General features: G+C 57.2%; 11 protein-coding genes and 1 pseudogene. 6 read left to right on the top strand and 6 right to left on the bottom strand.

Annotation, left to right across the window (positions count from 1 at the left end):
• The 4 genes and pseudogenes from Q0K07_RS11330 to aroE form a co-directional block, all read left to right on the top strand.
• Window positions 1-240 (top strand): annotated as a pseudogene (locus Q0K07_RS11330) (hypothetical protein); the annotation flags it as partial.
• On the top strand, window positions 237-1,295 hold the full coding sequence (gene aroC, locus Q0K07_RS11325; RefSeq protein WP_294559296.1) for a chorismate synthase: 1,059 nt from the start codon (window positions 237-239) through the stop codon (window positions 1,293-1,295). The pseudogene Q0K07_RS11330 and the gene aroC, both read left to right, overlap by 4 nt.
• Complete coding sequence (locus Q0K07_RS11320; protein ID WP_294559294.1) at window positions 1,292-1,810, top strand: shikimate kinase; 519 nt, start codon at window positions 1,292-1,294, stop codon at window positions 1,808-1,810. The genes aroC and Q0K07_RS11320 overlap by 4 nt, the downstream gene beginning before the upstream one ends.
• Window positions 1,811-1,820: 10 nt before the next feature.
• Window positions 1,821-2,717, top strand: a complete 897-nt coding sequence (aroE, locus tag Q0K07_RS11315; RefSeq protein WP_294559292.1) for a shikimate dehydrogenase — start codon at window positions 1,821-1,823, stop codon at window positions 2,715-2,717.
• A 237-nt stretch (window positions 2,718-2,954) separates the two neighbouring features.
• Here aroE and Q0K07_RS11310 read toward each other — a convergent pair whose 3' ends face one another.
• Complete coding sequence (locus tag Q0K07_RS11310; protein ID WP_294559290.1) at window positions 2,955-3,407, bottom strand: flavodoxin; 453 nt, start codon at window positions 3,405-3,407, stop codon at window positions 2,955-2,957.
• 1,544 nt (window positions 3,408-4,951) lie between these two features.
• Entirely contained in the window at window positions 4,952-5,419 is a 468-nt protein-coding gene (locus Q0K07_RS11305) for a hypothetical protein (protein ID WP_294559288.1), read from the bottom strand.
• Window positions 5,420-6,202: 783 nt separating this feature from the next.
• Between Q0K07_RS11305 and Q0K07_RS11300 the strand changes: the two genes are divergently transcribed.
• The gene (locus tag Q0K07_RS11300; RefSeq protein ID WP_294559287.1) at window positions 6,203-7,597 is read left to right on the top strand and encodes an outer membrane homotrimeric porin; all 1,395 of its coding nucleotides are present in this window, start codon (window positions 6,203-6,205) and stop codon (window positions 7,595-7,597) included.
• Window positions 7,598-7,881: 284 nt separating this feature from the next.
• Here Q0K07_RS11300 and Q0K07_RS11295 read toward each other — a convergent pair whose 3' ends face one another.
• The 3 genes from Q0K07_RS11295 to Q0K07_RS11285 form a co-directional block, all read right to left on the bottom strand.
• Entirely contained in the window at window positions 7,882-8,427 is a 546-nt protein-coding gene (locus tag Q0K07_RS11295; RefSeq protein ID WP_294559285.1) for a GNAT family N-acetyltransferase, read from the bottom strand.
• A gap of 1,206 nt (window positions 8,428-9,633) precedes the next feature.
• On the bottom strand, window positions 9,634-10,299 hold the full coding sequence (locus Q0K07_RS11290) for a nucleotidyl transferase AbiEii/AbiGii toxin family protein (protein WP_294559284.1): 666 nt from the start codon (window positions 10,297-10,299) through the stop codon (window positions 9,634-9,636).
• Window positions 10,296-10,622, bottom strand: coding sequence for a hypothetical protein (locus tag Q0K07_RS11285; RefSeq protein WP_294559282.1), 327 nt, complete (start codon window positions 10,620-10,622; stop codon window positions 10,296-10,298). The genes Q0K07_RS11290 and Q0K07_RS11285 overlap by 4 nt, the downstream gene beginning before the upstream one ends.
• 1,057 nt (window positions 10,623-11,679) lie before the next feature.
• Here Q0K07_RS11285 and Q0K07_RS11280 point away from each other — a divergent pair.
• Complete coding sequence (locus Q0K07_RS11280) at window positions 11,680-13,104, top strand: hypothetical protein (RefSeq protein WP_294559280.1); 1,425 nt, start codon at window positions 11,680-11,682, stop codon at window positions 13,102-13,104.
• Window positions 13,105-13,434: 330 nt separating this feature from the next.
• Here the strand turns inward: Q0K07_RS11280 and Q0K07_RS11275 are convergent, their stop codons facing one another.
• Window positions 13,435-14,154 carry an autotransporter outer membrane beta-barrel domain-containing protein gene (locus Q0K07_RS11275; RefSeq protein WP_294559298.1) on the bottom strand — a complete coding sequence of 240 codons (720 nt, stop codon included), beginning with the start codon at window positions 14,152-14,154 and terminating at the stop codon, window positions 13,435-13,437.
• Window positions 14,155-14,276: the final 122 nt, after the last annotated feature.

The raw sequence follows: 14,276 nt of genomic DNA, 5'->3' as shown, positions 1-14,276 counted from the left end.
CTCATGGAGGACGGCGCGCTGTTCACCTGGCTCTTTGAAGCCAACCCCCACAGTCAGGCCATGGTGCGCCAGTACCGCAACCTGCTCTCCCTCGCCGCCGCAGGCGACGTGGATCTTATCCTGCACAAGGCCCAGTGGTGGTGGAAGGATGGCGAGGAAAAAAGAAAACTCCACGAGGAAGCCCGCAAGGTGGCCCTCCAGTCGGCCCGGGCGGGCCTGAAAAAAGGAATGAAGTCATGAGATACAGCCTGTTCGGCGAATCCCACGGCCCGGCCATAGGCGTTGTTCTGCAGGGCGTTCCCTCCGGGCTTGCCCTGGACATGGAATTCATCCGCGCCGAGATGGCGCGCCGCGCCCCCGGCAATTCGCCTCTGGCCACGGCGCGCAGTGAAAAGGACGCGGTGCGCATCGTAAGCGGCGTATTCGAGGACAGAACCTGCGGCACGCCCCTGTGCGGACTCATTGAAAACACCGACACCCGCTCGCGCGACTACGCCGCCACCCGCTATCTGGCCCGGCCCGGCCATGCGGATTTCACCGCGCACCTGCGCTACGGCGGCTTTGAGGATTACCGGGGCGGAGGGCATTTTTCCGGCCGTCTCACGGCGCCTCTCGTCTTTGCCGGAGCCGTGGCCAAGCTGGCCCTCAGGCAGAAGGGCATGGAAATCTTCGCCCGCATCAGAGAAACGGCGGGTGTGGAGGATGCCCCCCTCGACCTGGCCCGGCCCGATGTGGAGGCCCTGCGCGCGGCGGGGAGGAAAAGCTTTGCCGTCATCGACGATGCGCGCGGCGAAGCCATGCAGAAGGCCATTCTTGAAGCGCGCGCCGAAGGCGATTCCGTGGGCGGCGTCATCGAATGCTTCGCCCTCGGCCTGCCCGCCGGTCTGGGCAGCCCGGACATGGATGAAAACATCGAAACCGCTGTGGCCCGCCATGTATTCGCCGTGCCTGCGGTCAAGGGGCTCAGCTTCGGTTCCGGCTTCGGCTTTTCCTCCATGCGCGGCAGCGAGGCCAACGACGCCTTTGTGCCCGGCGAAAGCATCCGTACCCGCACCAATCACAACGGCGGCATCAACGGCGGCATTTCCAACGGCATGCCCGTGGTGTTCAGCGTGGTGATCAAACCCACGCCCTCCATTGCCCGGGAACAGGACACCGTGGACATGCGCACCGGCGAGGCGGCAAAGCTCGTCATTACCGGAAGGCACGATCCGTGCATTCTTCCGCGTGCCGTGCCCGTCATCGAAGCGGCCTGCGCTCTGGCGCTCTCCGAAGTTCCGGGAGTGCTTTCATGAAGAACATCGTGCTCATCGGCCTTTCCGGCTGCGGCAAGACCAGCCTGGGCAGACGCCTCTCCCGCAGGCTCCGCATGAAGCTTCTCGACACCGACGCCATGATTGTGGAAAAAACGGGCCGCGCCATTTCCGACATCTTCGCCGGGGAGGGGGAAGGCTTCTTCCGTGATCTGGAATCGGCCTGCGCCAGAGAAGCGGCGGCACAGGAGGGCGTCATCATCTCCACGGGCGGCGGCATGATTCTGCGCGAAGAAAACATGGCAACGCTCATGAAAAACGGCATCGTCTTCTTCATCGACCGCCATCCCTCGCGCATTCTGCGCTCCACCACTCTGGGTGACCGGCCGCTCGTGAAGGACGACGCGGAAAAGCTCTTCCGCCTCCACGCGGCGCGCCTTCCCCTTTACCGCCGCTACGCCCATGTGACCATACCCAACAACGGCGGGCCCAGGAGCATGAAACGGCGCATTCTGCACATCCTGCGCCATTACCGGCGCAACGCGAACATTCACTGACGGAGCTGCCATGAGCCACCTTCTGGACGGGAAAAAGCTCGCCGTCATCGGCGACCCCATAGAACACAGCCTCTCCCCCATCATTCAGCAGGCCATGCTGGACGAACTCGGCATATCCTGCACCTATGAACGCATTCTTGTGCAGGCCGGAAGCGTGGCCGCATGGCTGCCCTCCGCGCCGGAGCTGAACCTTGCCGGGTTCAACGCCACCATGCCCCACAAGACCGACCTCGTGCCCCTCATGGACACCCTTTCCGACGACGCGCGCATGTACCGCTCCGTGAACACGGTGGTCATACGCGAAGGGCGCTTTCACGGCCACAATACCGACGGCGAGGGTTTTCTGCGCGCCCTGCACGATGCGGGCATGGAGCACAGAAACAGGCGCGTGGTGGTGTACGGGGCAGGCGGAGCCGCCCGTTCCGTGGTGCTCAAACTGACGGCCGCCGGCGCGGAAAACGTGACCGTATGCTGCCGCACCCCGAAAAAGGCGGAAGAACTTGCCGCCCGCTCCCCCCGCATCCGCCTGTGCGGCCTTGCGGAAACGGCCTGCGAAGAGGCTCTTCAGCAGGCCGGGCTTTTCATCAACTGCACGCCCCTCGGCATGCAGGGCGTACAGGCGCAGTTTGACGACTTCTCCTTCCTCGACCGCCTGCCCGCCTCCACCCCGGTGTGCGACCTCATCTACCGCCCGCTGAAGACAAGGCTCCTTGAAGAGGCGGAAAAGCGCGGCCACCCCGCGGCAAACGGGCTCGGCATGCTCATCCATCAGGCCATACTGGCGCTGGAACAGTTCGCCTCCCTGAGCCTGGACGCGGATCTTATGAAAAAGGCCGTGATGAAGCGCCTTCTTCCCGTGCTGAACAGGGGCCAGCTTCCCCCAGAAAGCCGGAAGGTGCCCGGCTGAGACTTTCTTTTCCCAAGCGCCCTTCCGCACAGAATCCCGAAGGGCAACCGTGGAAAAAATCCGCCCCGGCGCCCCCCCTTGCAGGCATAAGGCATAAAAAAAGGCCCTTCGCGCTCATGCACGAAGGGCCGTCCTTTCCGGCATCCCTGACAGGGGAGAACAGCCTCCCTTCACCGCCTCCGGATGAGGCCGCCTTTCCTGTGCGGCAAATCACCGGAGAACGGTACGAACCGGGACTCAGCCCTGCAGATGGGCAAGGATGCGTCTGCCCCAGTCGTCAACATCTTCCCGGCTTCCGGAATAATCGCCTTCCACCTTGAGGCCTTCCTCCATGATGGAAGCGCCGAGACCGGAGAGCCTGTTTTCCAGCACGTCCACGGCCCCGCAGAAATGTTCAAAGCTGCTGTCGCCGCTGGCAAAGCAGGCCGCCTTCTTTCCGGAAACGCCGATGGCGTCGAAATCCTCAAACAGCGTCTGAAAATCATCCTGCAGTTCCACTTCATCGGTACCCCAGGCGGAGCATCCGAAAAGTACGGCGTCGTATCCTTCGCACAGGCCTTCGGCCGTGACGTCGGCCGCGCTGTGCACCGTCACTTCATGACCGGCGCCTTTTATCTGTTCGCCGAGAGCTTCCGCAATGCCCGCAGTATTGCCGGTGGTGGAACCATAGACAATGAGAACCTTCATCAAAAACACTCCCTCAGGGTTTGAAACCTTGCCGGCGGCCGGAAGCCGCCCGGCACGGTACGACGTTTCGGGGAACACCCCCGGGAGAAAGGCCATAGGGCAGCTGTTTTCCCATGACCCCGTGCCATGCGAAAACGCCCTTCTCCCGGAGGCATAAAGGGTCCGCATGTTTTTTTTGCACGGCGGAGATATGCCGTCTTTCTCCGCCGTGCACGACCAGGAGTACTCACCCCGTCCATGCGGGGTGGATGCAGGACAGAAATTCGGCCGGACTTCTGCTGTGAGTCAGAAGCCCGGCAGGGGGGGGGAGGAGACTGGAACCTGTGAGGCTCCAGAGCAAATTTTTGCCGGCATGCCATGGCACGCATACCGGCAATGCGGAGGAGAAGCCCTTCGGGAATACCTGTTTTCCCGGAAGGCTATGGCGAATATGAAGACGGACCTGCATGTCCGTGCTCCTGCCGCAGGGCAGAGAAATTCTGCCGGAGCATCCAGACATTACTCCGGCATGAGCGCAGTGGAAAACAGCGCCCTTTATGGAGGCATGGAACGCTCGGATCGCTCCACGCTGTTATGGGCATGATGTGATGCGTCTTTCGGGCCGTTCCCCACCATGGGGAACGGCCCTCGCCGCACCAGGAGACTGAGGCTGACACCTCAGCACGGAATGCGACCCGGTCGCATCCCAATATCGTGCGAAGCGGCGCTTCGCGGAAATTCTGCCGCCTGACGCCTCCGGCAGAAGCCGGGTCAAGCCACCGTCAGGCGGCATTGGGGGGGGGGAGGTCAATATGCTTTGTCCTGAATCAGCCGTTTGCGAACCCTGTGCCATTGTCAAAGATCAGAAGGCGCCCTGCGCGGGCAAAACCTGCACGGCTCTGCCGTAAAAACGCGCCTCCGCGGGATGATGTCGCCTTCCGGCTTTCTCATCCCCCGTTGAAAAACACACTAATGAAAACGAATTTCAATGTCAACTTAAATCCCAAAAAAATCCCTCTTTTTTCAAACTTTCTTCTGATTACATATAACATATTGATATATCATATTTTATTTTAAGCATAACCATACAGCAGGCAGGAAACGATGCCTATGACAGGGCACGGCAGGTGTGCACCCCGTGTGCGCAGGGAAAAAACTGAAAGGCTACCTGCTGAAGCTCATAGAAGTCGGTTCACCCCGTATGCGCAGGGAAAAAACTCCTCATGGGCGGCCGCTTCTTTACCTTCAGCAGTTCACCCCGTATGCGCAGGGAAAAAACCCCGGAAAGCACCGACGCACTCGCTGCGGTGTTGTTCACCCCGTATGCGCAGGGGAAAACAGCCCGGAAGCGTGCGGCCGCAGGCTCCTTGTTCAAGAAGGCCCTGCCGCCCCGTGCCGGAAGATATCCCTGCCCTCAACAGCCGTTGCGCATGCCGGAGAAAGGCCGCCTTTTTTCCGGGAACAGGGAAGAAACAGCGCTTTTTCCGCAGGGAAACGGCCGCCGCGGCCCTGATGGTTCCGTCCGGGGCGGAACCATAAAAAAAGCGGCCCGAAGGCCGCCTTGGGCATTATTTGCCGAGTTTGAAGCGTATGCGGAGCACGCCGCCGTCATCAGGCTTCCATTCATGGGAAACCCAGACAAAGGTGCCGCATTCCGCCGTATGGGCGACGTGTTCCCCGATGCAGGGGCAGGCGTCCAGAGCGCCGCCGGGAGCTTCCGGGTCGCCTATGAACACGATGCGCAGCGTATCGCCCGCGCTTTCCGGCAGGCGGGAAAGGTTGAAGCGCTTTGCGGCCTCCTCACGGGGCATGTCACGGGCAATGACGGGCAGATCGCGGGCCAGCACCTCGTTCACTTCGGCAACAATGCTTTCCACCTCTTCGGCGGAAAGATCGTGGGGGAAGTGAAAGTCCACCTTGGACTTGTTGGCATTGATGTGCGTGGAAAAGCAGCGCGGGCAGCCGTAACGGCGGATAAGCACACCGCTCAGGGCGTGTTCGGCCGTATGCATCCTGGGATCGTATTCTTTGCTCATACCATGATTCCTTTGTGGCAAACCGTTTCATGGGGAATCGCCGGACCTTGTCGGGCGTCCCTTCCGGAAAAAGAGCGCGGACCATGCCGGAAAAGACCGTTCCGGCGGCATCCGCTCCCGCGCCCTGTGCTACCGCAAAATCAGGCGGAGGGGAAGTTCCCGTCACACGGCCCGGCGGAACGAAATCGCTCCCGGAAGATCAGTTGCTTCTGTCAGGCCGGAAAATCACTGCCCTGCCGGAACATGCGGGCAAAAGACTCCCCGGCCGCAGCGCTTTTCCCGGCACACGCCTTCCTCCCCCTCTCCTTAAAAGAGGAACCGTCACTCCGGAACAGCGCCTCTCCTCCCCTGCCGGAAACTCCGGGAACAGCGCGGAGCACCACGGCGACGGCAAAAAATTTCAACGCACAATTCCCCCTGCACACAGGCTCTCCCCCGCCTTTTCCGCCTCCGATCCGGCAAAGGATACAAGGATTCCGTTTTCGCCGAATATTCCGCCATACGGGATCATACGCTGAAAAACATATCGATAATAAATTATTTCTTATGGTTATGTTTTATTTTTCCGCTCATCGGTACTCTGCGGAAGGGCCGTTTTGCCCCCTGCCCGTGCGCCGGAAGAAAAAAAAGAGATAAAAAAATTTGGACTTTTACGAGAAAATTATTTTTTTGTTAACATTTTTTTATTGCTTAATTCACAACTTAATTCTAAGCTGCGCTCATGGAAAAAGAGGGATTTTCCATAACGCATCATTCAACCACATTTCTCAAAGGAATGACAAAATGAAAAAGCTTACTACGCTTCTTCTGGCCGCCGGCATGGTGTTTGCCGCGTCCGCTCCTGCTTCCGCCGTTGATGTGAAGATGGACGGTATCTATGAATTCCAGTTCACTCAGGGCGCTGGTGTCAACTTCGACAGCAGCAAGTTCGACAAGGAAATGCAGCTGGTCCGCATCGGTGCCACCTTCTCCGTTTCCGAACAGCTCTCCGGCTACATCCAGACGCACAGCACCTGGGACTGGGGCCGTACCGATGAAACGGAAAATGGCCGCGATGGTCTCGGCAGCCATCCCGACATGTACCTCCGTCAGGCCTACATCGACTGGCTCATCCCCCAGACCGATGTGAAGGTTCGTATGGGTCGTCAGCTCCTCGCCCTGCCCGGCCTCGCCAACGGCAAGAACCCCGCTCTGTGGTGGTCTGATCCTGCCGACGGCATCGCCATCGACGCTCCTGTGACCGACTGGCTGTCCCTGTCCGCCTGGTGGGCCCGCTACAGCCGCTGGACCGGTGCCGACAACAATTACGACACGCATCTGTCCAATGCCGTTGACGTGTTCACTCTGGCTGCCGACTTCACCTACTTCGACGGCTTCCGCTTCCAGCCCTTCTTCGCCTTCGCTGCTCAGGGCGACAATACCATGGCCGAATCCGAAAACGGCACGGCCAACGCTCTGCTGCCCGGCCTGAGCGACATCTACTTCCACGACGGTGTGAAGAGCGCCGACAAGGGTGCCATTGAAAACAACACCTACTGGCTCGGCTTCACCGGCACCATGACCTACTTCGATCCTTTCCAGGCGAAGCTCGGCTTCATGTACGGCGATCGTGACTTCAAGGGCACCACCGGTCTTCCCAGCCAGCACGGCTACTTCGTGGACGCCTCCGTGTCCTACAAGACCGCTTACGGTACTCCTGAACTGTTCGCCTTCTACGGCTCCGGTGACGACAGCGATGTGACCTACGCCTATCAGGAAAACATGCCTTCTCTGGTCGGCCGTTTCGCCGGTTCCTACGGCTTCTTCAACGGCTCCGGTCTTGAAGACAACAACCTGCAGAACAACCACACCGGTATGGGCGTGTGGGGCGTCCGCGCGGCCTGGAAGAACATCTCCTTCATCGAAGATCTCTCCCATGAATTCGCCGTCATGTACGCTCAGGGTACCAACGACAAGGCCAACATGGACTTCGGCATTGCTCCTCACAAGTATATGACCACCGAAGACTCCGTGGTCGAACTTGACTTCAGCACCACCTACAACATCTACAAGAACCTCAGCGCCTACCTCGAAGCCGCCTATGTGTTCGAAGACTTCGACAACAACACCCAGATGGGTCGTGCTTCTTCCTACGACGACGCCTGGAAGGTTGCTCTGCAGTTCGTGTACAAGTTCTAATTCGGCGCGGGCTTAGTCCGCTCCTTATGTGAACGTCCCTGGCGGGAGAGGGAAACCTCTCCCGCCTTTTTTGTCCTTTCCGGCAGAGGGGCACCTTGCGCTGCATGTCTGCGGCACACGCTCCCGCGCATCACAGCGCCGCACCGAAAAAAAAGACTTCCCGAAAGGGAAGCCTTTGTCCTTCCGGCGGCCGGAGCACGCCCTCCCGAAGGCGCGGAACACTTCACAGGGGCACAGAACCTGCCGCTACGCAAAAAGCCCCTGCCCTGTTCCGACGCGCGCCCTTATGAGGAGGCCGCCTTCCATTCCTTTTTCAGCACGGCGTAGACCAGCGTGTTTTCATAGACGGGCCTGCCCTGTTCATCCTTTACAAAGGAAATGAACTCCTCAAAACGCGCCTCCTGCCGCATGCCGAGCCGTTCACACAGCCTGCGGGAAGGCAGGTTGTCCTCCTCCACATAGGCAAAGATGCGCCTTGCCCCTTTACAGGAAAAAAGAAAGTCCACATAGGCGCGGGCGGCCTCTCCGGCATAGCCCCGGCCCTGAAAGCGCCTGTCGAAGGCCCAGCCCACGGACCAGGTATCCGGCCCTTCCTGCCGGGAAAACACGTTGCCGATCATGCCGTCGCTTTCCTTCAGACATACGGCAAGCTGCGTGCCTTCCCGCTCACGGCTTTTTCGGCGGACCCCGGCAAGGGCCTCGCCGAAGTCTTCCAGCCGCTCCTCCCGGAAACAATGTACCTGCGGCCGGTGAAACAGGGCCAGCAGTGCCGGAGCATCCTTCTCTTCAAAGGTTCTGAGCACAAGCCTCGGGGTCTCCCAACGCAGCATAATGCCTCCTTTCCGTCTTGAGCGTGTGAAGCGCCGTATGGCACCACAGTACCGTACATCATTCCCCGTACGGCGAAAAGCCGCTCTCCTCCCCCGGCAGCGCAGGCTCATGGCCGGAACACGGGACACGGCAAGGCGGATACTTTCCTGTAAGGAACATCAAAAAACGGCGTAAGGAAGCAAACCCCGCCTCGCAGGAAACGAAGAAACAGAGCCTCACTCCACAACATGCCGGACTTTCGTCCCCGCGGAATATTTCTTTGCGTAACTGTATGTTTTTCTTAGCAGTTTCGCAGAACAGGCATAGGACTTTCTTTTTCGGCAGAGGGACAACGCTCCCCTGCCCCTCTGCCGGGAAGTCTCCTTTCAATTCCGGCCGGAACAACTCCGCCCACGGCGCAGGTCGTATCTTCCGACATAAAAAACGTGCTTAACGAAACGCTTCCTTCATGGTGCCGTAAGGGGCTGACATGCAGACGGCATACTTGTACCGGGGCAGCGCATGACCTCGCAGGCAGTCAGACCGTTCCCGAAGGCTTCGCCGGTACAGCAGCTCTCATCAGGCCAGCCTGCGGCCAGGCCTGCATCGCTGCATCCTCCCTCCTGCGCTGGAGACGGCCTGCGGCTGCTCTACTGTGGGCAGATGACTGCCTTTCATAGATGCAGATATCGCCGTTTTCCCCCACTGGCACGAAGTAAGGACGACCGGGAGCACGCAGATCCCCTTCTCCGGAAAAATATTTCAGAGAATACCGATGTATGAAAAGCAAGGAATTTCCCGAAGATCCTCCCTTGATAGTGCCAAGTTCGGCGCAGATCTTCTCCAGAATAAGACGCCATATCCGCAAAGGCTATGTCATGGGTATTACTTATCCGCAGAATTATTAAAAACGCCGTAAACTGTCAGCATGATAAGGGGGGGTATACCGACTGCTGAACAACTGCCCGTTGATGAGAGCAGGAAGACTTTGATCTTCGCGTTGCCGGGGAGCTTCCGGGACAATCCTCCATCATGACAGAACGCCATGCCCCCTGTTTCCAGACAAAGAGGTCGCCGATGTGCACGCCTCCGTGCCCAGGCGCTCCTCAGCCCGCAAACCGAACCGGCTTCAGCTGCAGTCTGTCATCTCCGGTCTGTCCGGAGACGTTCTTTTTTCATGCCTTGATGTTTGTTTGATACCTTCCAATATCATCATCAATCTGTTGTCAGATACCGGAAGAACAAAGTTCATAGGAAATAATCCTGCTCGGAGGAACAACACCAACCTTTCTTGAGGCCGTTATCAATCGTGTTCTATCCTTTTTGCCAAGTTCATTTAAATCTCCCCCCTCAAAGCAGGTCATGGCTTTAAGTGCAATCATAGGCTGAAATTCCGGGCCGAACATCTCCCTTGCCGACGACAGCCCTTTCGCCACGCTGACACCAGCCTGAATCATGGCAGAGATATCCATGTAATCCTTGCAGGCACAACGATCAAACAGCACCTTCAATTTCAAGGCCATCAAATCATCAAGAGAGGCTACCTGCAGCCCTGTTTCCGCGCAGACCAGAGGTTCACCAACACGCCCGAACGAAATTTCCCCGAAAAAGGATATTCTTACATTATTCTGCATCCGAACGGAAAGGGTATTGATACCATTCTGTTCGATTGCCGCGCCTTTGAGGAAGGGCAATACATGAAAAATGTCTTCATTATGGAATGGGCGGCTTGAAAAAAAATCAAAATCTATCGAAAACCTGTGCGCCAGTTGAAGAGCTATGGCCGTTCCACCATAAAGCACAAATCCCATCTGTGTGATCGGAGAAAGCTCAGGCCATATTTCCTGTTGAGAAGAAGGAAGAATCCCGATGTGGGGAGTAAATATCGTCATACAAACCTTCTTTTGGGCAAGGGTGGAACCTGCTCCGGGGCAATATCTGAAAGGCGATAATGCCAGTACGTCCAGGACGGCAGGCTGAACTGACCGGGATCAGCGTTCTGCAACACCTGAAAAAGCACTTTCTTTCCTACAATATCTATTAAACGGCAAACATCTTCATATTTTCCGATATTCATCACCTGACCAATAAGAAGATCCGGCCGCTGCATGGTATGCTCAATGTCCTTCCACCAGATATAGTGAGCAAAAGGGCGGAGAGCTTCCACCTGCTGTTCAGACAGATTAAGTTCCCTGGCTTTTGAAGACATATCCATGTGCTCACCTCAGGCATATCTTACAGAAAAAACTTCGAAGATTTAAGTCTTAAATGTGCTCCCCCTTTTTGCTTTTCTGTTTATTTTTGTATTCCTGTGCAAAATGTATGTAAGACCATCTTTTCTGTCCTGTGAGAATTTTCTGGATACTTTCCAAGTGAAACTGTCGTTTCCCTGAATTTTTGATATTTTTCTCCAAAACGGAAGAACAACTCATATTAACGACAAAAATAAATTGTTAAAAGGCAACGTAAAGGGCAGGATGTATGAAGCAGGCCAGTCTCTTTCCCTTATTTGCTTCTTCGGCGCTTCGCTGTTCCCCTCTTCTTCCAGCCTGAACCGGATACGCTGCTTCAAAGCCGCATCAGGGCATTTCCTTGCCGGACGTGCTCAGTTCTCCTGAGCGGCAACAGACAAGAGTGTTCCCGTATTTCGATTTTCGACCGAAAATAAAAGCCCCGACAGCAGACATGCAAGCACACGTCCGCCGTCGGGGCTTTTCTCCTGCAGGATAAAAAAACGCCTGAAAGTCCACCTCATGACACGAAAGACTTTTAAACGTGAAACGGCAGGAAAGGCCTTCTCAATAACGAAGAGCGTTCCTGCCGCATATGTTCTTTGTGGCGCCCTCAGGCGGATTTGAACCGCCGCTGACGGCGTGAAAGCGGCACACAGCTGCTCTCCGGATGAAAGGTCGGCGGCTGACTTCGCAATGAAGGGGCGGCTGGCCTGTCCGGGACCGGGCGACCACACTTTTCCCCCCCCCGGAAGACGGCGGAAAACAGCGCTGCGGCTGACGGGAGAGCTGATGCGCTGCCTTCTGTCTGATGTACGGCTTTCGGTACCGCGTGTCGCAGAGGGAGCGATTGACCGTTTTCTCCGATCCGAATACAGAGTTAAGAAGACAAACGCGGGCAGAGAGGGGATAGTGATGCTTTTTTCTTGTGACAGATGGTGGTTACGGCATGTCCTTCCGATGCTGCTGGGGCTGCTTGCCCTTTTTCCGGAGACGGCGTGCTGTGGCCGAGGCGGCAGTCTGCCTGCAGGGGAGGTTCCCATGAACAGTCAGAGTTCCGGCAGATCTGGAACGGACGGGGCAAGCGTTGCCGCGAAGACGGGCTTTGTCATGGACATGGCGCCGCTTCTCGGTGAACACGGACGGATTCTGGCCATTGCTCCGGGCTGTCGTGCCATTACCGGTATTCTGGACAGCAAACCCTTTGTCTGGAGCCGTGGTTCCCGCATGATCCTTCTTGTTCCTCCGGAGAAATATTACGGCATGGGAAACTTCCTGAGCGACGACGGCCGGACCATGGCGGGGTTCATAACGATCAACCGCGACAAGTATCCTCTTGACGGAAGCGTGGAATGGACGCGTCCGGGCTTTCTGTGGAAGCGTGACGGGGAACTCCGCGACATGATCAAACATGACATTGTGGATGTGGAGTGGTACGGGCTTTCGGCCGATGGCCGGGTTGCGCTGGGCTATGGCAAGGAGCCGATCCCCGGAGCTCCTGCGGCGGATGCTCCCTGGGAGGAGCAGGCACGCTTTGCCGAAACCCCGGAGGGAAAGGCTGCCAGAAGTCAGGGAAATCTCGATCACCGGTCGCTCTGGTTCCAGATGCGGGATCGCACCTCATTCAAGGAAATTCCGGGATTCGAGGATCCGCAGTTTCTGCCCACGAGAGTCCTGAGCCGCGACGGGAAGAAGGCTCTGCTGCGCCGGGCCTCTTCCACCTACATTCTTGATCTTCAGACCGGGAAGAAACGTGAGCTGACCTTTGGCGGAGCGGTGCCGCTTTCGGATCTGCCCGTGCAGGAAAAGAATCTGGTCCGGGCGGGAGACCCGAAAAATCCCCTGTTCCGCTGGGGGAAAAGCAGGATCATGACGGGCATCCGTTCGCAGCACGGACTCATCCCCGAATCCTTTCTGGGAAAGGAAGCGCCCGACAGCCCCATGCATCGTGACTGGCTTGTCAAGGAGACGTACTTTTGTGTCCCGAACTTCGATGCAAGCTTTTTTGCCTGTTATGTTACCCTGAAATCCAAGGATAACGACGGAGAATGGATGAATCATCCCCGCTCCAGATATCAGCTCGACGTGATCGTGCGCCTGAACGACAAGGGCAACGGGATTCCCATTGATGACAGTTACGGCAATGGCGGCCCGTGGGGAATGGACATCAGCGACGATGGAAGGACCGTTCTGTACTCGAAGAACAACGAGGTCTGGATATGGAACGAGGATTTCCGCCTTCCGGGGAGAACGGTTCCTGATCCGGTGCGTCTCGTCGACTATCTGAAGGCGGCGGGCCTTGCCGTTCCCTTTGAACGTCCCGTGTCGCATGCCGTCATGAGTCCGGACGGACGCTGCTTTTATGGAGAGCTGCGCCGAGAATACCAAGAAGCATCCTTTCCATGGGAAGTCTTTCTTGTCTGCATGGACGCCGTATCCCCGCCGGACTGGAAAAAGAAAGAGTAACCACTTTCCGTGTCTTCCGCAGCGGGAAGGCCCTTTGTTTTTCCTGTGGAGAGAAACCGTGGCGCGGGGAAGATTCACGACGGAAAAAGGGGCGTTGCGCAGCGCCCGGTGAAAAATGAGGACATGCCAGTTCTCCGGCCTGATCCTCGCGGGAACGAAAGAAGCCGCGAAAATGTCGCAGCTTCCATCGTCTTCCGCGAGAATCGCGTATGTATCCCTCCCAGGAGATACGGACAAGAAAAGAATCGTCCTGTATCCTTCCCGGGACTTCCGTACCCCGGTCAGGAAGCGGGCATGGCGCTTATGGACGCCATGCCCGCCTTTTATGCATCAGAATTGCCACTTAAGCCCTGCTGATACGTTATATTCACGCTCGAAATGTTCGCCGTGCTCACGTTCCGCCTGTATGTAGAAGCGAAGAGTATCCGTAGCCTGCCAGTCAACGCCCGCGCCGTAATACCCTCGTGTTCCCTCCAGTTCGGAAGTCATGCGGACATGGTTGAAGTGAGCTTCCTGATCTCCCAGAAATTCATAATTCAGACCAGCCTTCACATAGGGCTGAATGTAACATGTCCCTTCATCATCCAGGGACAACTTCTTCCCGAGAACAAATCCGGCACGTCCGGTCAGGGAATCCATGTCATCCTGTTCGATGCTCATGCCGTTGCTGGCTGTGAAGTCTCCGCCCTTTACCCAGAAATAGGAAAGCTGGAGCTGTGGTTCCACAAACCAGTGGTCCCGCCCTTCATTGCTGAAGGCAAAATCAATACGGCGTCCGGCTTCAAGGGAAAGTCCGAGTCCGTAGGAAGAACGGTCGTCATGTACCCGTGTGCCGTCCTGCATGGTGGTACGTATCTCATGATTGTACCAGTCGACAGTCGCAACAGTATCCATATACCAGCCGTCATCGTGCAGCCATGTGGCGTACAGGCCGCCGCCAATACTGTCGAGATCGCCATAACCGCCCCAGCGGCCGTTGACGTCCTGATCTGCATGAGCGCTCCGGATCTGCATACCGGCAATCCATCTGGATTGGCCTGTCTTTGAAATCAGTCAGTCATACCCTATGGAGCCGCCCACAAGGTTCTGTGTGAAACTAGGTTCAGGACTCATTAAATATAAAAGATGACAATGGCAGCGAGACAAATGGCCGAAAAGAACGTGTGTGCACA

Source organism: uncultured Mailhella sp. (assembly GCF_944324615.1).
In the GTDB taxonomy this organism is placed as follows: domain Bacteria; phylum Desulfobacterota; class Desulfovibrionia; order Desulfovibrionales; family Desulfovibrionaceae; genus Mailhella.
Note: the sequence above shows the minus strand (reverse complement) of the source record. Positions and strands in the feature narration are given on the sequence as shown.

What these genes read in the sequence shown, in the direction of transcription:
- aroC (WP_294559296.1), top strand. Translation starts at nt 237, where the DNA reads ATGAGATACAGCCTGTTCGGCGAATCCCACGGCCCGGCCATAGGCGTT.
- Q0K07_RS11320 (WP_294559294.1), top strand. Translation starts at nt 1,292, where the DNA reads ATGAAGAACATCGTGCTCATCGGCCTTTCCGGCTGCGGCAAGACCAGC.
- aroE (WP_294559292.1), top strand. Translation starts at nt 1,821, where the DNA reads ATGAGCCACCTTCTGGACGGGAAAAAGCTCGCCGTCATCGGCGACCCC.
- Q0K07_RS11305 (WP_294559288.1), bottom strand. Translation starts at nt 5,419, where the DNA reads ATGAGCAAAGAATACGATCCCAGGATGCATACGGCCGAACACGCCCTG.
- Q0K07_RS11300 (WP_294559287.1), top strand. Translation starts at nt 6,203, where the DNA reads ATGAAAAAGCTTACTACGCTTCTTCTGGCCGCCGGCATGGTGTTTGCC.
- Q0K07_RS11295 (WP_294559285.1), bottom strand. Translation starts at nt 8,427, where the DNA reads ATGCTGCGTTGGGAGACCCCGAGGCTTGTGCTCAGAACCTTTGAAGAG.
- Q0K07_RS11290 (WP_294559284.1), bottom strand. Translation starts at nt 10,299, where the DNA reads ATGACGATATTTACTCCCCACATCGGGATTCTTCCTTCTTCTCAACAG.
- Q0K07_RS11285 (WP_294559282.1), bottom strand. Translation starts at nt 10,622, where the DNA reads ATGGATATGTCTTCAAAAGCCAGGGAACTTAATCTGTCTGAACAGCAG.
- Q0K07_RS11280 (WP_294559280.1), top strand. Translation starts at nt 11,680, where the DNA reads ATGAACAGTCAGAGTTCCGGCAGATCTGGAACGGACGGGGCAAGCGTT.